19 protein-coding genes are annotated in these 18767 nt (G+C 71.1%); 6 read left to right on the top strand and 13 right to left on the bottom strand.

What is annotated here, in order from left to right; translation table 11 throughout:
* Positions 1 to 5 precede the first annotated feature (5 nt).
* A complete protein-coding gene (locus KILIM_RS07380; protein ID WP_006592027.1) occupies positions 6 to 1004 on the bottom strand; it encodes a helix-turn-helix transcriptional regulator in 999 nt (332 codons plus the stop codon).
* Between the two features lie 61 nt (positions 1005 to 1065).
* On the opposite strand from KILIM_RS07380, the gene KILIM_RS07375 reads away from it, so the two are divergent.
* Positions 1066 to 2544, top strand: a complete 1479-nt coding sequence (locus KILIM_RS07375; protein ID WP_006592026.1) for an MFS transporter — start codon at positions 1066 to 1068, stop codon at positions 2542 to 2544.
* A gap of 285 nt (positions 2545 to 2829) precedes the next feature.
* On the opposite strand, the gene KILIM_RS07370 is transcribed toward KILIM_RS07375, so the two are convergent.
* Both KILIM_RS07370 and KILIM_RS07365 read right to left on the bottom strand, forming a co-directional pair.
* A complete protein-coding gene (locus KILIM_RS07370) occupies positions 2830 to 3852 on the bottom strand; it encodes a succinylglutamate desuccinylase/aspartoacylase family protein (RefSeq protein WP_006592025.1) in 1023 nt (340 codons plus the stop codon).
* Positions 3852 to 4340 (bottom strand): ATP-dependent zinc protease family protein, encoded by a 489-nt coding sequence (locus tag KILIM_RS07365; protein WP_373280985.1) that lies wholly within the window; start codon positions 4338 to 4340, stop codon positions 3852 to 3854. The genes KILIM_RS07370 and KILIM_RS07365 overlap by 1 nt, the downstream gene beginning before the upstream one ends.
* Positions 4341 to 4388: 48 nt before the next feature.
* Between KILIM_RS07365 and KILIM_RS07360 the strand changes: the two genes are divergently transcribed.
* A complete protein-coding gene (locus KILIM_RS07360) occupies positions 4389 to 5579 on the top strand; it encodes a RimK family alpha-L-glutamate ligase (protein WP_040562570.1) in 1191 nt (396 codons plus the stop codon).
* A 361-nt stretch (positions 5580 to 5940) separates the two neighbouring features.
* Here the strand turns inward: KILIM_RS07360 and KILIM_RS07355 are convergent, their stop codons facing one another.
* The 5 genes from KILIM_RS07355 to KILIM_RS07335 all read right to left on the bottom strand — a co-directional run bounded on the left by KILIM_RS07355 (position 5941) and on the right by KILIM_RS07335 (position 10809).
* Positions 5941 to 6648: an ABC transporter permease subunit gene (locus KILIM_RS07355; RefSeq protein ID WP_006592022.1), complete on the bottom strand. Its 708-nt coding sequence runs from the start codon at positions 6646 to 6648 to the stop codon at positions 5941 to 5943.
* An 82-nt stretch (positions 6649 to 6730) separates the two neighbouring features.
* Positions 6731 to 7645 (bottom strand): ABC transporter ATP-binding protein, encoded by a 915-nt coding sequence (locus KILIM_RS07350; RefSeq protein WP_006592021.1) that lies wholly within the window; start codon positions 7643 to 7645, stop codon positions 6731 to 6733.
* Positions 7642 to 8526, bottom strand: coding sequence for an ABC transporter permease (locus KILIM_RS07345; RefSeq protein WP_006592020.1), 885 nt, complete (start codon positions 8524 to 8526; stop codon positions 7642 to 7644). Before KILIM_RS07345 ends, KILIM_RS07350 begins: the two co-directional genes overlap by 4 nt.
* Positions 8523 to 9548, bottom strand: a complete 1026-nt coding sequence (locus KILIM_RS07340) for an ABC transporter ATP-binding protein (RefSeq protein WP_006592019.1) — start codon at positions 9546 to 9548, stop codon at positions 8523 to 8525. Before KILIM_RS07340 ends, KILIM_RS07345 begins: the two co-directional genes overlap by 4 nt.
* Before the next feature lie 40 nt (positions 9549 to 9588).
* On the bottom strand, positions 9589 to 10809 hold the full coding sequence (locus tag KILIM_RS07335; RefSeq protein ID WP_006592018.1) for a cytochrome P450: 1221 nt from the start codon (positions 10807 to 10809) through the stop codon (positions 9589 to 9591).
* A 159-nt stretch (positions 10810 to 10968) separates the two neighbouring features.
* On the opposite strand from KILIM_RS07335, the gene KILIM_RS07330 reads away from it, so the two are divergent.
* Positions 10969 to 11430, top strand: coding sequence for a MarR family winged helix-turn-helix transcriptional regulator (locus tag KILIM_RS07330; RefSeq protein ID WP_006592017.1), 462 nt, complete (start codon positions 10969 to 10971; stop codon positions 11428 to 11430).
* A 60-nt stretch (positions 11431 to 11490) separates the two neighbouring features.
* Here KILIM_RS07330 and KILIM_RS07325 read toward each other — a convergent pair whose 3' ends face one another.
* Positions 11491 to 11976: a nitroreductase family deazaflavin-dependent oxidoreductase gene (locus KILIM_RS07325; protein ID WP_006592016.1), complete on the bottom strand. Its 486-nt coding sequence runs from the start codon at positions 11974 to 11976 to the stop codon at positions 11491 to 11493.
* 57 nt (positions 11977 to 12033) lie between these two features.
* On the opposite strand from KILIM_RS07325, the gene KILIM_RS07320 reads away from it, so the two are divergent.
* A complete protein-coding gene (locus KILIM_RS07320) occupies positions 12034 to 12900 on the top strand; it encodes a TetR/AcrR family transcriptional regulator (RefSeq protein ID WP_051988686.1) in 867 nt (288 codons plus the stop codon).
* An 83-nt stretch (positions 12901 to 12983) separates the two neighbouring features.
* Here KILIM_RS07320 and KILIM_RS07315 read toward each other — a convergent pair whose 3' ends face one another.
* The 3 genes from KILIM_RS07315 to KILIM_RS07305 all read right to left on the bottom strand — a co-directional run bounded on the left by KILIM_RS07315 (position 12984) and on the right by KILIM_RS07305 (position 15344).
* Positions 12984 to 13991, bottom strand: coding sequence for a cation diffusion facilitator family transporter (locus KILIM_RS07315; protein WP_006592014.1), 1008 nt, complete (start codon positions 13989 to 13991; stop codon positions 12984 to 12986).
* A gap of 66 nt (positions 13992 to 14057) precedes the next feature.
* On the bottom strand, positions 14058 to 14651 hold the full coding sequence (locus tag KILIM_RS07310; protein ID WP_006592013.1) for a dienelactone hydrolase family protein: 594 nt from the start codon (positions 14649 to 14651) through the stop codon (positions 14058 to 14060).
* A gap of 162 nt (positions 14652 to 14813) precedes the next feature.
* Positions 14814 to 15344 (bottom strand): NAD(P)H-dependent oxidoreductase, encoded by a 531-nt coding sequence (locus tag KILIM_RS07305; RefSeq protein ID WP_040562586.1) that lies wholly within the window; start codon positions 15342 to 15344, stop codon positions 14814 to 14816.
* Between the two features lie 83 nt (positions 15345 to 15427).
* Between KILIM_RS07305 and KILIM_RS07295 the strand changes: the two genes are divergently transcribed.
* Complete coding sequence (locus KILIM_RS07295) at positions 15428 to 17152, top strand: penicillin-binding transpeptidase domain-containing protein (RefSeq protein WP_006592011.1); 1725 nt, start codon at positions 15428 to 15430, stop codon at positions 17150 to 17152.
* A gap of 13 nt (positions 17153 to 17165) precedes the next feature.
* On the opposite strand, the gene KILIM_RS07290 is transcribed toward KILIM_RS07295, so the two are convergent.
* Entirely contained in the window at positions 17166 to 17699 is a 534-nt protein-coding gene (locus tag KILIM_RS07290; protein WP_006592010.1) for a hypothetical protein, read from the bottom strand.
* Between the two features lie 310 nt (positions 17700 to 18009).
* On the opposite strand from KILIM_RS07290, the gene KILIM_RS07285 reads away from it, so the two are divergent.
* Positions 18010 to 18648, top strand: coding sequence for a bactofilin family protein (locus tag KILIM_RS07285; RefSeq protein WP_006592009.1), 639 nt, complete (start codon positions 18010 to 18012; stop codon positions 18646 to 18648).
* The last annotated feature ends 119 nt before the right edge of the window (positions 18649 to 18767 follow it).

Genomic DNA, 18767 nt, shown 5'->3' with positions numbered 1-18767 from the left:
CGCCCTCACCGGCCATCCGCGGCATCCAGGAGCCGCCGACTGACGGCCCGGAGGGTGTCGGCGAAGGCGGCGGGGGTGACCTCGGTCAGGTCGGCGTCGAAGGTGACGAAGAGCCCGGCGACGCCGGCCCACGACCAGCCGCCGATGGTCAGCCGACAGTGTTCGCGGTCCAGCGGCGCGACGACGGATCCGCCCGGGGCCCAGCGGGCGACGACGTCGGCGGGCAGGTTGATGATGGCGGTGCCCACGCAGGGCCACTGGCCGGCCGTGTCCCCACGGTCGGGGTTCTGGATGACGAGCCGCGTGAGGTCGTCCTCGGTGAGGGGTTGCGCGGTGAAGGCGACCCCGGGACTCGACTTGGGGCGGATGCGATCGACGCGGTACGTGGCCCACGTGCGCTGCTGGCGGTCGCGGGCGATGAGGTACCAGCGGCCCGCCCACACGACGAGGTGGTGCGGTTCGACATCCTGCGGCGGGTGAAAGCCGGGCTCGCCGGGCGTCGGGACGTACCCCTCCGGCGTGGCGTGGTCGAACCTCAGGGTGTGGCTCGTGCGGATCGCGGAGCCGACGATTTGGAGGGTGGTGACGTCGACCGGCGGGGCGGAGAGCTCCCAGTAATTGCGCAGGCTGGTCACCTCGAACGCGTCGCTGGCGGCGCGCAGCCTGGCGGGCATCACGTGGCGCAGGGTGGTCAGTGCCCGGGCGACGGCGTCGTCGATGCCGGTGACGGTCGCCGGCGCCGTCTGCAGGGCCAGCGCGATCGCGATGGCCTGGGCATCGTCGAGCACAAGCGGCGGCAACTTCCCACCGGCTCCGAGGCGGTAACACCCGCCCGGCCCCTTGGTCGCGTGCACCGGATACCCCAGCTCGCGCAGCGTCTGCACATCTCGACGCAACGTGCGGGCCGACACCTCCAGCCGCTGCGCCAACTCGCCCCCGGGCCATTCGACCCGGGCGCTCAGCAGGGACAGCAGCCGCAGGATCCGCTCCGAGGTATCCGCCATGGCCCCACCATCACACCAATAGCGGTCATTCGATGTCCGCCACATCGGTCACGGTGACGCCATGAGCTCACACACTCCGGCCGCCGCGCCGCTCGAGACATCCGCAGAACCCCAGGTCGCGGGCCGTGCCGCAACCCTGTCGCTCCTCGTCGTGCTGTTTGCCTCCTTCATGGACCTGCTCGACGTCACGATCATCACCGTCGCGGCTCCCGACATCGCCGCCACCCTGGGCGCCTCGCAGGCGCAGCTGCAATGGATGCTCGCCGCGTACGTCCTCGCGCTCGGGTCCGGTCTCATCACCGGAGGTCGGATGGGCGACGCGTTCGGTCGCCGCCGCATCTTCCTGCTGTCGCTGACCGGGTTCGCCCTGGCGTCGGCGGCCTGCGCCCTGGCGCCGTCGGCCGGGATGCTCATCGCGCTTCGGGCCGTGCAGGGCCTGGCCGGCGGGTTCATGGTGCCGCAGGTGTTCGGCATCATCCGCTCGTCCTTCGCCCCCGCCGCGATGGCCGCGGCCTTCGGCGCCTACGGCGCAGTCCAGGGGTTGGCGTCGGTGGCCGGGCCGCTGCTCGGCGGGGCGCTCGTCGATGCCGACCTGTGGGGTCTGGGGTGGCGCGCCATCTTCTGGATCAACGTCCCCGTCGCCGCGGTGGCGCTCGCGCTCGGACTGCGGTTCCTACCCGAGTCCCGCGCCCCGGGCACCACCCGCCTCGACGTCACCGGCGCGCTGCTGGCCGCCGGGGGTGTCTTCCTCCTGCTGCTGCCGCTGGTCCAGGGCCGCGACTGGGGCTGGCCGCTGTGGGGCTGGGCCCTCCTGGCGCTGGGCCTGCTCGTGCTCGTCCTTTTCCTCGCCTACGAGCGGCACGTCGCGCGCCGCGGTGGCCACCCCGTTCTCGACCCCGCCTTGCTTGCGATTCGCCCGTTCAGCGCGGGCCTGGTCGCCGCGGTGTTCTTCTTCGGTGGGCTCGGGTCGTTCTTCCTCGTCCTGTCCCTCTACCTCCAACTCGGCACCGGCCGCACCGCCTGGGAGACCGGGCTGGTGATCCTGCCCTACGCGATCGGCTCGATCATCACCTCCGGAGCCGGAGTGGCCCTGGCCGCGAAGGCAGGTCGCACCCTGCTGGTCACCGGATCGCTGACGCTGGCCGCGTCCCAAGGCCTGCTGTGGTGGCTGGTGCGCGATGGCGCCACCCCCGGCTACTGGTCGCTGGCGGGCGTCATGTTCCTCGGCGGGCTCGGCCTTGGGCTGGGCGCCCCCATCCTGGTCAACGTCGTGCTGGCCGGCGTCCCCGCACGGCAAGCCGGTGCGGCGGGCGGAGTCCTGTCCACGGTCAACCAGATCGGGGGCGCGATCGGGATCGCGATCCTGGCCACCGTCTTCTTCAACGCCCTGCCTGTCGCGCCGGCCGACGCCGCCGGATCGCAGGCCCAGGTGTTCGGGCGGGCGTTGGCGCACGTCATGCCGTGGCAGGTGGCCGCCTACCTGCTGGCGGCCGTGGCCATGCTCGCCTTGCCCAAGACTGCCGCTCCCCACCAGGGCTGAGCCGGGCCGAAGCGCGTCAGCGAACGACAGCGACCTGGAGCGATTCCTTCCGACGATGGCCATGCCGGGTCCATGGGCCCGGGAGAGCCGCCCGCGGCGGCCTGCCGGTGGCGAACGAAGTACATGTCGCCACCCGCCGCGTGGGCCCAACGCTGTGACCTGCGGCGATGAAAAGGGCTAGAGCCCCTGGAAGGGGACATGTACTTCGTTCGCCACCAGAGTCCTCTCTCGGGCCGTCGCAGCCGCCGGAACCGGGCGGCTGCGGCGCCGCCCACACCCGCGCGGCTAGTGGGTCAGCAGGTCGTCGGCGTCGGGCTGGTCCGGGGGCTCGGCGGGCAGCGCGCGATCGACGCCGGCCAGCGAGGCGATGTGCACCAGGGCGTCGCCGCGGTTGACCAGGGGCGCGTTGCTCTGGCCGATGACGATGCCGTCGCGGTCTGCGCGCACGAGGTGCACGCGGCGGCCGAAGGAGTCCGAGAGGCTGCCCAGCCGGTCGCCCTCCGCAACGGCCGCGCCGAGAGCGACGTCCAGGTGCACGATGCCGGTGTGCCGGGCGCGCACCCACCCGCTGGCCCGCGACTCGACCGGCGGCGACGCCATCGGCTCAGCGGCCGACTCCTCGATCATCCCCAGGGCCGCCATGACCCGGCGTACCCCGGCCACGCCGGCCTCGATGGCCCACTCGTCGAAGCGCCACGCCTCGCCGCCCTCGTAGAGCAGCACGGTGGAGCCGCGCTCGCGGGCGGCCTGCCGCAGCGAGCCGTCTCGCAGTCGGGCGTGCAGCATGACGGGTGCGCCGAACGCCTGCGCCAGCGCTCGGGTGCGTTCGTCGTCGAGGTCCGCGCGGATCTGCGGCAGGTTGGTGCGCGCGTACGCCCCGGTGTGCAGGTCGATGCCGACCTCGCAGGGCTCCACCACCTGGCTCATCAGCAGGTGCGCCAGGCGCGATCCGAGGGAGCCGCGGGCCGACCCGGGAAAGCAACGGTTGAGGTCGCGGCGGTCCGGCAGGTAGCGATCCCCGGCCATGAAGCCCAGCACGTTGACGATCGGCACCGCTACCAGCGTGCCCCGCAGGGTCCTGGCGTTCAGTGTCGCCAGCACCCGGCGGATCACCTCGACCCCGACGACCTCGTCGCCGTGCGTCGCCGCCACCACCCACATCCGGGGGCCGTCGAACTTGCCGTGCACCACCCGCACCGGCAGCGCGACATCCGCGCCGGTGACCAGGCGGGTGATCGGCAACTCGACCTCCCGGGAAGCCCCCGCCCGCACCCGAAACGACCCGATCGGAAACGACTCGCGCACCATCACACCCCCCGATTACGACGCCGGGTCGTCCGCCGCGGCCGCCCCCCCAGATACGAGCGGGACGGGTCGACGAGAAAACCCTGCCGCAGCGCCTCCCGGCCGATCAGCATCCGAAAACCCATCTCGTCGCGCCGACTCAGGGTCACCTCCGCGCGCACCGTGCGCCCCGCCAGCCGAATGTCCATCGGGACGACCGGTCGCTCGTCCACGTGCCCGGTCGAGGAGCGCACGAGCCGCCGCTCGACGACCGGCAACTCCACCTGCACGGAGTCCGCGACGCTGCGCTGCCACGGGTGCACCCAGAACCGCACCCACTCCGCGCCGTCCTGCACGAACCCCTCGGGGTCGAACGCGTGCAGCGCCGACGTGCGGGCGCCGGTGTCGAGTTTCGCCTTCACCCAGGGCACGCCCAGAGCTGGCAGACTCACCCACTCTCGCCACCCCGCCGTGGTCGCAGGCGGGGTGCTTGAATGGCTCACTGTTGGCACCGGCACATCCTCGCAGGTGCCCACCCGGCACGGACCTAGGCGATGGAAATGAAACTCGCGATCCTCTCGCGCGCCCCGCGCGCCTACAGCACCCGACGGCTGCGGGCGGCCGCCGTCGACCGCGGTCACACCGTCAAGGTGCTCGACACCCTGCGTTTCGGTATCGACCTCTCCGGTGATGCTCCCGATCTGTTGTTCCGCGGCAAGCAGTTGAGCGAATACGACGCGATCTTGCCGCGCATCGGCAACTCGATCACGTACTTCGGCACCGCGGTCGTGCGGCAGTTCGAGCAGATGGACGTCTACACCCCGAACACCTCGTACGGCATCACCAACGCCCGCGACAAGCTGCGCGCCACCCAGATCCTGTCCCGCCACGAGATCGCCATGCCCGCAACGACCTTCGTGCGGGACCGCGCCGATGTGCTGCCCGCCATCGAACGCGTCGGCGGCGCCCCGGTCGTCATCAAGTTGCTGGAGGGGACGCAGGGCATCGGCGTCATCCTCGCCCCGGAGCTCAAGGTCGCCGAGGCCATTATCGAGACCCTGCACTCCACGCGGCAGAACGTACTTATCCAGCGGTTCGTCGCCGAATCCAAGGGGCGCGACATCCGCGCCCTCGTCGTCGGAGACCGAGTGATCGCCGCGATGCGTCGCGTCGCCCAGGGTGATGAGTTCCGCTCCAATGTGCACCGCGGCGGCTCGGTCGAGCCGGTGGCGCTCGAGCCGGCGTACGAGGAGGCCGCGGTCCGCTCCGCGCAGATCATGGGCCTGCGGGTCGCGGGCGTCGACATGCTGGAGGGTGAGCACGGGCCGCTGGTGATGGAGGTCAACTCCTCGCCGGGGCTGGAGGGCATCGAGCGCGCCACCCGCCTGGACGTCGCCGGCGCGATCGTCGACTACATCGACAACCAGGTGGCCTTCCCCGAGATCGACGTGCGCCAGCGACTGACCGTCTCGACCGGATACGGCGTGGCCGAGCTCGTCGTGCACCGCGGCGCCGAGATGGTCGGCAAGCGCCTGGGCGACTCCGGCCTGCGGGAGCGCGACATCACGGTGCTGACGCTGCATCGCGGCACGCACGTCGTGCCCAACCCCCGGTCCAGCCAGGTGCTGGAGGCCGAGGACCGCCTCCTGTGCTTCGGCAAGCTGGAGGAGATGCGCTCGATGATCCCCACGCGCCGCCGCCGCACCCGAATCCGCAAGCTCCCCAAGAAGACCTGGGACCAGCCAGTCTGAGGCGCTGGCCGCGCCAGTCCGCCGAGCCCGCCGCCCCATCCGCCGACCGTTGCGCTGGCTGCCTGCCCCACCCGCCGACAGTTGCGCTGGCTGCCGAGGGCTGCGGTTGCAACAGCGACCCTCGGCAGGGACCGCAACCGTCGGCGGCGGGGGGCGGCCAACCCTGGACTGGGCGCGGTGGGGCCGGCGCTCTAGGGTGCGGGGGCCTGCCCCAACTCCTCTGGCCGACCGTTGCGCTGGCTGCCGAGGGCTGCGGTCGCAACCGCGCCCGTCGGCAGGGACCGCAACCCTCGGCTGGGGGTGGGGCAGGGACCACGACCGTCGGCGAGGGGGAGTGAGTGGCGGCCAGCGGCGGCCAGCCTCAGGCCTCGCCGCGGACGGTGAAGGAGCGGAGGCGGTCGCCGGCCCACCAGAGGCCGCCGACGGTGACGACGAGCGCGGCACCGAAGGCGTAGGCCAGCGGCAGGTCGGGCGCGACGATGAAGCGGTCGACGTTCTCGGCGATGCGAGCACCCCACTGCCGCACCGAAACCCAGGCGATGCCGCCGAGCAGCCCGCCGAGGGCGCCCTCCCACAGCAGCACGAACAGCAGCCCGAAGACCACCGCGTACCGGGTCACCGCGGCCAGCGCCAGGAAGAGCGCGCAGTAGGCGGTGGCCGCCACGACCCCGCCGATGGCCCACGCCTGGGTGCCGCGAGTCAGCATCCCGTCGACGATGTACCCGGCGATCGGCAGCGGCAGCACCCCGGCCAGCAGGGTCGCCACCCACGCGACGACGAACTTGCTGAACGCCACGACATAGCGGTTCACCGGCTTGGCCAGCAGGTACACGATGGAGCCGTCGTCGACCTCCGGGCCGAGCACCGACGAGGTGGCCAGCAGCGCAACGAGCGGCAGCAGCACCGGATAGGCGAGCCCGGAGATGAGCTCGGCGCTCGTGCTGCCCTGCGCGAACGTGCGCATGGCGAAGGCGATGACCAGCAGAAAGACCGGGAAGGCCAGCAACGCCCACACCCGTTTGGCTCCGAGCAGGGCGTACACGGCGAGCCGCGCGATCGTCGGATTCATCGCTCCTCCAGCGTGACTTCGAACAGCGGCGGGACGGCCAGCGGCGCGACGGCTACGGGCGTGGCGGCCAGCAGTGCGTGCCTCACGACGCCACCAGGTAGGCGAAGACCGACTCCAGCGACTCGTCGGTGGGGATGAGTTCGCGGATCGTGATGCCCTCGGCGCGGGTCCACGCGGGCAGCCCGGCGGCGAACGCGCCCAGGTCGCTGACCTGCACTTCCAGCGCTCCGACGGGCGTCACCTGCACCCCGGTCACGCTCTCGCGGGTCATCAGCAGCCCCGCCAGGCGCCGGTTGTCGCTGGACTCCAGCCGGTAGTGCACCGGCCGGTCGGTCATGAGCCGCCGGATGGCGGTGTAGTCCCCGGAGGCGGCGTGCCGCCCGGCGACGAGCACCTCGATGTGCCGCGCGACCTGCTCCACCTCCTCCAGGATGTGCGAGCTGAAGAGCACGATCCGCCCGTCCTCGCCCATCCGGCGCAGCAGCCGCATGAGGTGGGCGCGTTGGCGCGGGTCGACGCCGTTGAACGGCTCGTCGAGCAGCAGCACCTGCGGGTCGTGGACCAGCGCGGCGGCCAGTTTGATGCGTTGGCGCATGCCCTTGGAGTAGGTGCTGATGCGTCGGCCGGCGGGCTCGGTCATCTCCACGGTTTCGAGCACCTTGTCGGTGGCGCCGCGCGGATCGGGCAGCTTCTGCAGCTCGGCGTTGGCCTGCACGAACTGCCGCCCGGTGAGGTAGCCGAAGCTGATCTCGCGTTCGGGCACGAGGCCGATGCGCTGGTAGATGCCGGTGTTGCGCCACACCGGCTCCCCGTCGAGGCGCACGGTGCCCGAGCTGGGTGGCAAGAAGCCGGACATCATCGCCAGCAGCGTCGTCTTGCCGGCCCCGTTGGGGCCGAGCAGGCCGGTGACGCCCGGGCCGATCGTCATCGACACGTCGTTGACGGCGACGACATTGCCGAACCAGCGGGAGGTCTTCTCCAGGACCAGGGCGCTCATCGCGATCCCACCTTCGCGAAGCGGCGCATGAGAAACAGCAGCCCGAGGGCGGGGAGGCCGAGGGCGACGAGCACGTAGAGCACCCCGAGGCCGGTCGACAGGTCGCCGGGGGCGATACCCACCGTGTTGTCGAGCAGGTGCGCGATGCCGCTGTAGACGGTGAACGGTGAGGCGAGTCCCACGTAGGCGGCGATATCGGCTCCGTCGCGGGCGATCGCCAGCTCTTGGGCGATGGCGACGACGCCGGAACCGACGATGAGCAGCGCGATCGAGATGACGACCGGCAGGCCGCGGCGGGTGGACAGCGAGGAGACGATGCCGGTGATCGTGGCGAGCATGGCCGACAGCAGCAGGATCGCCAGCACCGCCTTGCCGAATGCTGCGCTCTGGTCGGCCACGTCGTGGTCGGTGAGCAGGGCCCCGAGGTACAGCACCAGCACGGGCGCGAGGGTGAACATCGCGATGGCCGTGGTCAGCGAGAGCCAGCGGACGGTGGCGAACAGGGCGGACCCCAGCGGCCGCGCCAGATACAGCACGATCGAGCCGAACTGCAGGTCCCGCGAGAACAGCACCGGAGCCTGCGCGGCCGCGTACACGGCGATGAGTACCTGCACGTTGCCCGGGTAGCCGGCGTAGTTCACGGGTATGTCGAACTGCGGCACCATCGCCATGATCCCGACCATCACGGCCGCCGGCACCATCGCGGCGCCGAGCAGCAGGAACGGCAGCACCCGGGAGCGCCCGGAGCGCCCCAACCCCCAGGCGTGCCGCAGACCCGTGACGAACAGGGCGCGGGCCATGCCCGGCAAACCCAGCCGCGGGCCGTCGTACCCGCGATAGCCCAGGTCATGGATGACGCTCTCGGGCGGGCGCGTACTCACGGCTGCTCCTGGTGGCGGGGTGCGGGCTGATCGCGTGCATCGGAGGGATCGGAGCCGGTGTCCGGCCGGTCGGCGAAGACGTCCTCCAGGCGGCGGTGGTCGGCCTGTATCCGCACCAGGCCCAGATCGAGGGAGGCGGCGGTGTCGCGGATCAGGTCGTGCACCGGGAATCCCTGCGGTGCCGGGTCCAGGCCGATCATGGCGCCGCGCGGCTGGCAGGTCAGGCCGGCGGCGCTGAGCGCGCCGACCATGGCGTCGCGGTCCTCGAGGCCGCCGAGCACCTCGATGAGCAGCCCCCCGGTGCCTTCGAGGAACTCGCTGGTGGCGCTGGCCCGCAGCAGCCGCCCGCCGTCGAGCACGATGACGTGATCGCTGACGCGCTCCAGCTCGCCGAGCAGGTGCGAGGTGACGACGACGGCGATGCCGAAGTCGTGGCCGATGCGGCGCACCAGCCGCAGCATGTCGTCGCGGGCGGCGGGGTCGAGGCCGTTGGTCGGCTCGTCGAGAAACACCAACCGCGGATCATGCACGAGGGCTTGAGCGAGTTTGGCCCGCTGCTTCATGCCGGTCGAGTAGCCGCCCATCGGTCGGTAGCGCTCCTCGGCCAGCCCGACGTGCCGCAGCACATCCGCGGCCCGCTCGCGGGCTACCGCCGCCGGCAGCCCCGACATCCGGCCCAGGTGCACGACGAAGTCGCTGGCGCTGACATCCGGTGGGAGGCAGTCGTGTTCGGGCATGTACCCGACGAGCCGGCGGATCTGCGCGGACTCTGAGGCGATGTCGAAGCCGAGCACCGTCGCGGTGCCGGAGGTGGGTTTGAGCAGCCCGAGCAGGATCTTGATGAGGGTCGATTTTCCGGCGCCGTTGGCGCCGACGAGGCCGGTCACCCCGCCGCCGATGCGCACGTCGAGATCGAGCAACGCGACGACGCGCCCGAAGTCCATGGTCAATGACTGTGTCTGCACGATCGGCGAGCCGGCGGAGATGACGTGATGCGCCTCCGAAGCGGGCTCGCCGCCCATGTGCTGTCCCCTTGGCACTCGGCCAGGGTAACCCCGTCCCTCAGCCGTTCGTCGGCACGACCTCCAAGCGGATGTCGCGCACGGCGTAGCCGCTGATCAGCTCGTCCCACTCGAGCCGGGGCGTCGAGGTCAGGCGGAGCGGCAGCGCGAGCAGCCGGGTCAGGAAGATGTCGCTCTCCTGGATGGCGATGGCGTTGCCGGGGCAGCGGTGGGCGCCGTCGCCGAACGACAATGCCTCCCCGCGAACTCCGGGGCCCAGCTCGCGTTGCGGGCACAGGGTCAACGGCTGCGACCCCACGGCACTCTCGTCGGCGTTGGCGGCGCGCAGGTACAGGTCGACGAGCGCGCCGGCGGGCAGGTGCGTGCCGTCGGAGAGGTCGAGGGCCTCGGTAGTGCGGCGGTAGAGGTGCCCGACGACCGGCTCCAGGCGCAGGATCTCGTGCAGGATGCGGAAGCGACCCGGCTCGTCGGCGCTCAGATACTGCGTGCGCAGGGCCTCGTCGCCGAGCAGGTGCCAGGTGGCCATGGAGATGAACTCGCGGGTGGTGACCATGCCGGCCGCGCCGTAGGTGAGGCACTCCATGAGGATTTCCTCGTCCGTGTAACCGGACTCGATGAGGTGGGAGATGACGTCGGCCTGCGGGTTCGCGCGGCGGGCGGCGATGGCGGGCGCGACGTCGCGGCGGTTGAAGCGCATCATCGGGGCCATCAGGCGGGTGCCGCGCAGCATCGTGATCAGCCGCGCGAAGCGGCTCTGGTCGCCGGTGTCGACGGCCATCGGTGGGGTGCCCTCGAAGAAGGCCGACAGCCGCTTGGCCATGGCGTCGGTGTCGGAGTTGGTGAGCCCCACGACCTGTGCGGCGACCTCTACGGCGTAGCGCATCGTCACTGCGGCCAGGTCGGCCCGGCCCTGCGCAGCGATCTGGGCCACCATCGCGTCGGCCCGCGTCTGCATCAGCTCGCGGTACCGCTTGTCGACGGTCGCGGGCGCGAAAAAGCGCGCGATCTTGCGGCGTTGAGTGCGATGTTCCTCACCATCGGCAAAGAGCACCGGCTTGCGGGCGTTCGGGCGGTTCTTCTGCACGGTCTCCGAGGCGAAGCCGGCCTGCAGCGCGCCGGTGCGCAGCACCTCGCGCACCTGGTCGTGACCGCGCACATGCCATGTGGTGCCGACGAGTTCAACTGCGGGAGTAGCGTCGTCGTCGCCACGAGAGGTCTTGCGGGTGCCGTGCGGCACGGGGCAGCGCGTCGGCTGGGTCATCACCGTCTCCTTCATCGGCTTCTTGCACGATAAACGCCCTGCTCGGCTGCGTTCGGGCCGTGGGTGCCGGTCACCTGCGGGGTCGCGCGGCACACATCCCCCCGGCCTTCGCCCACCAACGTTTCATGATGTGTCACTCACACACCTAGAATGGAGAGCATGACGCAGGTGCCCTGGCTCGATGATCACCAGCAGCGCGTCTGGCGAGCCTGGTTGCAGGTCAACGGGCGCCTGACCGCCCAGATGCAGCGCAACATGCAGGCCGACGCGGGCCTGTCCCTGCCGGATTTCGAGGTGCTGGTCATGCTCACCGACGTGGAGTCGGGGTCGGTGCGGGTCAGCGATCTGGCGCGCGGTCTGCAGTGGGAGCGCAGCCGGCTCTCGCATCACCTGACGCGGATGGAGAAGCGGGGGCTGGTCGCCCGCGCGGAGTGCGTCGAGGACGGGCGTGGCGCGATCGTGCTGCTCACCCCGCAGGGACGGACCGCCATAGAGGCCGCGGCACCCGCTCATGTGCGCACCGTTCGGCAGCTGTTCATCGACCGGCTCGACGAGGCCGATCTGGCGGCCCTGAATCGCATCACCGACAAGCTGCTCGAAGGGTTGCCGCCGCAGGGTTGATCGACCGGAGGTTGACCGGCCACAGGTTGACCGGCCGGCGGACCGAGAAGAGCGCCCGCCTCAGGCGGGGCGCACCTCGAAGACCGGATACCGGTCGGCGACCGCCGCGAACTCCGCCAGGGGCGCGTCGGGCTCGACCGGAATGTGCGGACGCCCGCCGGGCACCGTGTTCAGGTAGCGCTGCAGGATCGGGGCGCGTTGGGCGACCGGCACCTCGACGAGGCGCACGGGGCGTCGCCGCTTGCGAATCAGCGTGGCCGCCCCGTCGGCCGCGCGCACGTTACGCACCCAGGCGCACTCACCGAGCATCGACACCAGGTACCAGCGACCGTGCAGGTCGGCCATGCCGAGCGGAAACAGCCGCGGCTGCCCGGAGCGCCGCCCAGTCACCTCCAAGGTGACCCAGCGGCGCCCCGCCCAGCCGCGGGCGAACGTCCACGACCACAGGTGCGACAGCCGCCGGGCCAGGGGGGTGCCGCGGCCGCCGGGGTACATCGCCCGCAGCGTGCGCGCCGTGCGACTGTCGAGCCGGGACTTGGTGGCCATGGCGACTCCTGACACGAATGATTGAGACACGATGTCTCACCTGAGACACTACGTCTCATGTCGACCTCACGTCAACGGTCCACCACTGCGACGGCGAGCACGCCCCGGCAACGGCTGGTCGACGTCGCGGTCGCTCGGATCCTGCGCGAGGGGATGAGCGTGAGCCTGGAGCACCTGAGCCTGGAGAAGGTCATCGCGGAGTCGGGCGTCAGCCGGGCGACCGCCTACCGGCAGTGGCCGAACAAGGCGGACTTTCTGCGTGAGGTGCTCGTCAGTGCGGTCCGCGGTACCCGCCTGGTCGCCGAATCCCCCCGCGAACTCGGTCAACTCGCCGACCTGCTGCGCGTCAGCGGCGAAGCCCTGAGCACCCCGCAGGGGCGACGCGACCTCGTCGTCGAGGCGCTGCGGGTGAGCGCCCAGGCCGACTTCGAGCGCATCCACGCCTCGCCGCACTGGCAGACCTACCTGGCGATCACCGCCACCTGTCGCGGCTTGCCAGCCGGGACGCTGCGCGACGACGTGCAGGCCGCGCTCGCGCAGACCGAGGCGAGCTTTCTGGACCATCGCGCCGCCGTCTACGCCCGGCTGCCGGCGCTGCTCGGCTACCGGCTCGTGCCCCCGCTGGCCGAGCCCGAGGGCTTCCGCGTCATGGCCGGTGCGGCGGGCGCCATGATGACCGGGCTCATCGTCAACGCGACGGCCGCGGCGCCGAAAGGGCGAGGTGGCGGCGGAACGATCCGGCTGGCGCCGTTCGGTTCGACCAAAGAGGCGCACTGGTCGCTGCCGGCGTTGCACCTGGTCACCGTGTTCTTCGCCTACCTCGAGCCCGATCCCGACGCGGTCTGGAGCCGGGAGCGCATCCGCGCCGCCGCGGCGCAGCTCGACGAGCTCATCTTGGCGCTTGCGGTCCCGGCGAAAAGATAGTGTTCGTTTTTGCACCGTCAGCCGTGCAAAAGCGAACACTATCTTTTCGGTGCACGCAGGCCCGGGGAGGCGCCGGAAGGGTGCTAAGCGGTGATGTTCTCCTGGTGCGGCCCCGACAGGGTCAGGATGCACTTCTCGATGAGGTCGTACCTGTTGATCTGCGCCTCCAAGGCTTCGAGCCTTGCCGCCAGCACCGACTCCCGGTCGTCGTCGGAGAGGTCGACGGCGGCGACCATGAACAGCTTGGAGGGTCCGACCCACTCCAGGTGCAGGAAGGTCACGCGATCGACCTCGGGGTGCTCCAGCAGGGCCCGCAGCGCTTCGGCGCGCAGCGACGGGCGTGCCGCCTGCCCGATGAGAAACTGCCCGTTGCGCACGATGAGCAGGATCGCGACGACACCCAGCAGCACCCCGACGAGGATCGAGCCGATCGCGTCGTAGATCGGGTCGCCGGTGATCTCGTGGGCCAGGATGCCGCCGGCGGCCAGGAGGATGCCCAGCAGCGCGGCGGCGTCCTCGAAGAAGACCGACCGCAGCGTGGTCTGCGAGGTCGTCAGCACGAACCGCATCGGCCGCAACCCGAAGCGTCGCGCCTGAGTGCGGGTCTGGCGCACGGCCTGGCTGAAGGAGATGCCCTCGAGCACGAAGGCGATGGCCAGCACGATGTATGCCAGCAGGTAGTTCGTTTCCTCCTCCGGTGCGCCCAGCTGCCCGATGCCGTGACTGATCGACAGGATCGAGCCCGCGGTGAACAGTCCGAACGCGGCCACCATCGCCCACACATAGGCCGCGCGACCGTAGCCGAACGGATGCGCGGCGTCGCTGGGTTGTTCGCTGCGCCGCTCGGCGATGAGCAAGAAGACCTCGTTGCCGGTGTCCGCCCAGGAGTGCGCCGCCTCCGCCACCATCGACGCGGAGCCGGTGATGACCGCCGCGACGGTCTTCGCCCCGGCGATGAGGGCGTTGGCCGCAAGGGCGACGAGTACGGTCAGGAGGCTCTCGCTGCCCTTGTCTGGTGGCGCGGTGGTCGTCAGCGGGCCCTGGGTGTCGGTCTGGCGGCGTGTCGAACTGCCGCCGTGGTCATCGCTCACGAGTCGGGATCGTAGTGCGATGGGCGCAGCGGTGAGAAGGGCCCGGGTGGTCGGGTCCGGTCGGGCTCAGGGCTTGCGCTGGCGGGCGTCCACGGCGTTCAGCAGGCCGACCGCATGCCGCATGACCTGCCCGGCGGTGGCCTCGTCGTAGTCCGGCAGGCTGTCGTCGGCGAACAGGTGCCGGGCGCCGGGGTAGAGAAACAGCTTGGCATCGGTCGAGTCGGCCACCAGCGTGCGGGCCGCCTGCAGGTCGGCGTCGATGAACCAGGGGTCCTCCTCCATCGCATGCACCTGGACCGGCACGCTGCCCGGCCAGGCACCGCCGAATGCGTCGATCGGGAGGCAGGAGTGCAGCAGCAGCGCGGCCGTCGCGCTCTTGTGGTTCTGCGCCAGGTGCTGCGCCGGGACGACGCCGAGCGAGAAGCCAGCGAACACCAGTTGCGGGCCGAGCGACTCGACGGCCGCAGCGCCGCGCTCGACGATCGTGGCCATGCCCAGGCTCTGGGCGTACTCCACACCCTCGGCCAAGTCGTCGAACACTCGGCCGTCGTACAGATCGGGCGTGTGCACGGTGTGCCCGGCCTGGCGCAGCGTGTCGGCGAACCTGTGGACACCCTCCGTCAGCCCATGCGCGTGATGGAACAGCACTACTTCTGCCATGAGAGGGTCCCTTCCCCGTCGGCTTGTTGCGACAGGCATGCTCGTCTACTCTCTCGCGCAAAAGCCCACAGGGCCAGGCCCTAGACCGATTCTGCGGCGGTTAAACGCTCACAGTCGCCCAACGGTCATTGCAAAGAACTGTTTGCGGAGTGTCCGGACGGTTCAGGCAGAGACGAGGGCGGCCAGGGTCCCGCCCAACTCGTAGGCGGCTTCCCGGTGTTCGCCGGTGAGGTCACCGAGCACCTCCAAGACGTCGAAGCCCTGTCGCCAGGGCAGTGCCGCCGTGATGGCCTGCACTGAGCGCACCGCCCCGGTGGTGTCGTAGCGGCCGTGCACGTACAGGCCGAACGGCATCTGCTGCCGACCCCCGCCGGAGTCAGCGGCGACAGAGCCCCCGGGGGCGTCCCCCGACGACCCACCGGCCGAGCCGTCGTCGGCCAGAGCCCCACCGATCCGCAGAAACGTGGAGTCGAAGAAGTGTTTGAGCGCTCCGGACATGTAGCCGAAGTTGGCCGGGGTGCCCAGCACGATGGCGTCGGCGGCGAGTACGTCGTCGGCGTCGGCCGCCAACGCCGGCCGCAACACGACCTCCACTCCCTCGATGAGGTCGTCGCGAGCCCCCGCCTCGACCCGCTCGGTGAGCGCCCGCATCGACGCGGTCGGCGAGTGGTGCACTATCAGCAACCGGCTCATCGACACAGGCTAGGGGAGCCGCGGGCGCCTCGCACCGTGGAACGGGCCGTCGCGAGTCGACGGCTTGGGCGAGGATTGGGCTCGTGAGGACGTGGCTTGCGGGGGTTCTGGCGATCGCGCTCGCCGTGGCGATCGCTGCTGGGGGCTGGTGGGTCTCAGGCAGATTCGCCGAACGGGTGGCGCAGGCTGTCGGTGCCGGGGAGCAGGTCGCGACGGCCCTGGCCGCCGGATCGGTGCCGCCCGGCGCCCGTGCCGGAGTGGCCGACCCGCCAGCCGATCTGGCCGCGGTGCTCGGCAACCTGGCCGGCCTCCCGCACGAGGTGAGCGTCGCGGGAGTGGACCTGAGCGACGGCGGCGACGGCGCGCAGGTCGATCTGCGACACTCCTGGCGCATCCAGCCCGATGCCGAGCCGTGGGTCTACACGACGAATGCGACGCTGCGCTGGGGCGAGCAGGGCTGGCACCTGGCGTGGGACCCGGCGGTGCTGGCCCCGGGTCTGCGACCGGAGGAACGGTTGGAGACCAAGCGGATGCTGCCCGAGCGCGGCAGTCTCGTCGGCACCCAGGGCACCGCGTTCGATCCCCAGGAGTCGTTGGCCCGACCGGTGCTGGGCATCGTCGGCGCCGCCGGGCAGGAGCAGGCCGATGCCTCCGGAGGGCGCGTCGAGGTCGGCGACCCGGTCGGCCTCAGCGGGGTGCAGGCCGCCCAGGAGGCCACCCTGGCCGGGACTCCCGGCTATGTCGTGCACCGCGTCGACATCTCCCCGGGCAGCACCGAGAGGCATGAGTTGACCAGCGTGGAGCCGGTCGCGGGCAACGACGTGCGCGTGAGCCTGGACGCCGCGGTGCAGCGCGCCGCCGAGCAGACCTTGGCCGCCGTGGGTCCACCGTCGGCGATCGTGGCGGTCCGGCCCAGCGACGGACATCTGCTCGCTGTAGCGAGCGGCCCCGGCTCCCAGGGCTATTCGACGGCGACGTTGGGTCGGTACGCGCCGGGGTCGACGTTCAAGGTGGTGACCGCGGAGGCGCTGCTGTCGGCGGGCCTGACTCCCGATTCTGTGGTGCAGTGCACGGCGACGACGAGTGCGGGCGGCTGGCCGTTCCGCAACTACAGCGATTACCCCGCCGCCGCCCTGGGCGACATCCCCCTACGCACGGCCATCGCGCAGTCGTGCAACACGGCCCTCATCAACGCGCGCGACCTGGCGACGCCGCAGGCTCTGCATGACGCGGCCGGCGCCCTCGGCCTGCTGGCCGAACCGAGGATCGGCGCGCCTGCCTACCTGGGGCAGGTGCCGACCGACGGCAACGAGACGCAGCACGGGGCCGGACTGATCGGCCAAGGCCTGGTGCTGGCCTCTCCGCTGGGTATGGCCACAGTCGCCGCGTCCATCGGCGGCGGGCACACCGTGGCGCCGCAGCTTGTGCTCCCGGAGCAGACGCCGGACGCTGCCGAGCCGGAGCAGCCCTCGGGCGCCCCTACGGCCGGGGCCGACGCAACCTCCCAGGTCGACGCCGCGACGGGCCCGCCGGCCTGGCCTCCCGTGCCGCACGCACAGGCGTTGCAGCAAATGATGCGGGGCGTGGTCGACGGCGGTACCGCGGCGTTCCTGGCGGACGTGCCGGGTGAGCCGGTGCTGGCCAAGACCGGGACGGCCGAGTACGGCACCCAGACCCCGCCGCGCACCCACGCCTGGATGATCGCGGTGCAGGGCGACTTGGCCGTCGCCGTCTTCGTGGAGGACGGCGTCAGCGGCTCCAGCACCGCCGGCCCCTTGCTCGAGACCTTCCTGCGCGCCGTCCCCTGAAACGAAGGGTTGGTCAGGCGGCGAGGAAGGCCGAGAGGGCGGCGGTGTCGACGTCGCCGAGGGGGTCGACGCGGCCGCGGCTGACGAGTTGGGTCACCGTTCCGTCGACGGCCGCCTGCGCCCATGCCGCCCGGTGGTCGAGCCCCAGGTGCGGTAGGCCGGGCAGGAAGACGCAGCCGGAGGCGGTGGCGAACTCCGGATCGGAGGGGATCGTGTGCGACGGCGGGTGCAGCACGACCACGCCGTGCGGCCGCGGCTCGGCCAGGGAGCCCGGTCGCAGGGCGTCCTTGCCGACGACGTGACCGGCGACCGTGATGATGCCGACGGCCTGCGGGTGCGGCTTCTCGGTCATGTCGTCGTGCACGGCGTAGACAGTGCTCGCCGGCAGCAGCCCGGGGACCGCCGCCATGCGCACCGCCAGCACCAGAAACTTGGCCCACTCGACCGTGTTGGTCGGCCATCGCCCGAGCAACAGAAAGCCGCAGAGCGTGCCGCCGGACTCCAGCGGCGCGATCTCGACGTCGTGACGGGGGGATTCTTCGTTCATGACCGCCTCCTTCACCAAGCTGCCTGTTAGTGCTTGCCGTGCTGCTGCCTATTGCTGCCTTCCGTGCCTACGTCTTGCGTGCTGTTCCCAGTGAACCGCCAGCATCGCCCCCTGCGGCGTTGCCGACAAGGCGAGTAACCGATCTGTGATGTCGCTCTTATCGTCCGCGGCGGCGGCGCGACCTGCGGTTCAACAGTTACGAGCTGGTCTCGACGCGGTCGCGTGCGGGGCGCCGATTAGCCGCCGCGAGCGCTGTGCCGACACCACAGGTGGTTACGGGCGGTGCCGTGGATGTCGTAGTTTGCGCGTCATGAGACGTCCAGTTGTCCTGCTCTCCGCGCTCGCCCTGGCCGCCGCCGTCGCCGGATGTGGCGGCGGGAACGATGCGCCGGCGGAGTCGCCCAGCCCCGCCGTCACCATGAGCCCGCAGCAGTCTCCCGAGCAGACGGCGGCGCAGTCGCCTGCGCAGAGCCCGGCCGCGAGTCCGACGAAGAGCCCGGCCGCACCGACCGGCGGCACGTTCACCGGCGGCAACTGCACGATGACGGTCGGCGCCGCGCAGGTCGACAAGGACGTCGTCGTGCCCGACGGCGCGCAGTGCACGCTCGAGGGCACCCGCATCGACGGCAACATCAAGATCGGCTCGGGCGCCCACCTCATGGCGACGAACGCGCGCATCGACGGCAACATCGAGGCGCAGTGGTACGGCTCGCTGACGCTCTATGGCGGCGAGGTCGACGGCAACATCCAGCTGACCAATGGCGGCGAGGCCACGATCGACGGGGTGCGCCTCGACGGCAATCTGGAGGCGACGAACAACACCGGCGCGCTCACCATCACAGGCAACACCGTCGACGGCAACATCAAGTGCACGGGCAACACCCCGGCGCCCAGCGGCTCCGGAAACCGCGTCGACGGCAACAAGGAAGGCCAGTGCGCCGGCCTGTGATCCCGCCCCTCTGACCCGGCCACCCGATCCGGGCCATCTGTTGGCAGCCTGTCCACAGCCAGAAGTTGGACACTCGACCCACATCGGCAAGCGAGCGCTGTTCAGATGACCTACTTTGT

Source organism: Kineosphaera limosa NBRC 100340 (genome assembly GCF_000298215.1).
Taxonomy (GTDB): Bacteria; Actinomycetota; Actinomycetes; order Actinomycetales; family Dermatophilaceae; genus Kineosphaera; species Kineosphaera limosa.
The sequence above is the reverse complement of the archived record's forward strand: the minus strand, read 5'-3'. Positions and strand labels throughout refer to the sequence as shown.

Excerpts from the sequence above, each read along its gene's own strand:
- KILIM_RS07340 (WP_006592019.1), bottom strand. The coding sequence starts at position 9,548 with ATGGGCGGCGAGCCCGCTTCGGAGGCGCATCACGTCATCTCCGCCGGC.
- KILIM_RS07350 (WP_006592021.1), bottom strand. The coding sequence starts at position 7,645 with ATGAGCGCCCTGGTCCTGGAGAAGACCTCCCGCTGGTTCGGCAATGTC.
- KILIM_RS07305 (WP_040562586.1), bottom strand. The coding sequence starts at position 15,344 with ATGAGCCGGTTGCTGATAGTGCACCACTCGCCGACCGCGTCGATGCGG.
- KILIM_RS07335 (WP_006592018.1), bottom strand. The coding sequence starts at position 10,809 with ATGACCCAGCCGACGCGCTGCCCCGTGCCGCACGGCACCCGCAAGACC.
- KILIM_RS07290 (WP_006592010.1), bottom strand. The coding sequence starts at position 17,699 with ATGAACGAAGAATCCCCCCGTCACGACGTCGAGATCGCGCCGCTGGAG.
- KILIM_RS07370 (WP_006592025.1), bottom strand. The coding sequence starts at position 3,852 with ATGGTGCGCGAGTCGTTTCCGATCGGGTCGTTTCGGGTGCGGGCGGGG.
- KILIM_RS07355 (WP_006592022.1), bottom strand. The coding sequence starts at position 6,648 with ATGAATCCGACGATCGCGCGGCTCGCCGTGTACGCCCTGCTCGGAGCC.
- KILIM_RS07380 (WP_006592027.1), bottom strand. The coding sequence starts at position 1,004 with ATGGCGGATACCTCGGAGCGGATCCTGCGGCTGCTGTCCCTGCTGAGC.
- KILIM_RS07360 (WP_040562570.1), top strand. The coding sequence starts at position 4,389 with ATGAAACTCGCGATCCTCTCGCGCGCCCCGCGCGCCTACAGCACCCGA.
- KILIM_RS07320 (WP_051988686.1), top strand. The coding sequence starts at position 12,034 with ATGTCGACCTCACGTCAACGGTCCACCACTGCGACGGCGAGCACGCCC.
- KILIM_RS07310 (WP_006592013.1), bottom strand. The coding sequence starts at position 14,651 with ATGGCAGAAGTAGTGCTGTTCCATCACGCGCATGGGCTGACGGAGGGT.
- KILIM_RS07285 (WP_006592009.1), top strand. The coding sequence starts at position 18,010 with ATGAGACGTCCAGTTGTCCTGCTCTCCGCGCTCGCCCTGGCCGCCGCC.
- KILIM_RS07375 (WP_006592026.1), top strand. The coding sequence starts at position 1,066 with ATGAGCTCACACACTCCGGCCGCCGCGCCGCTCGAGACATCCGCAGAA.
- KILIM_RS07330 (WP_006592017.1), top strand. The coding sequence starts at position 10,969 with ATGACGCAGGTGCCCTGGCTCGATGATCACCAGCAGCGCGTCTGGCGA.
- KILIM_RS07325 (WP_006592016.1), bottom strand. The coding sequence starts at position 11,976 with ATGGCCACCAAGTCCCGGCTCGACAGTCGCACGGCGCGCACGCTGCGG.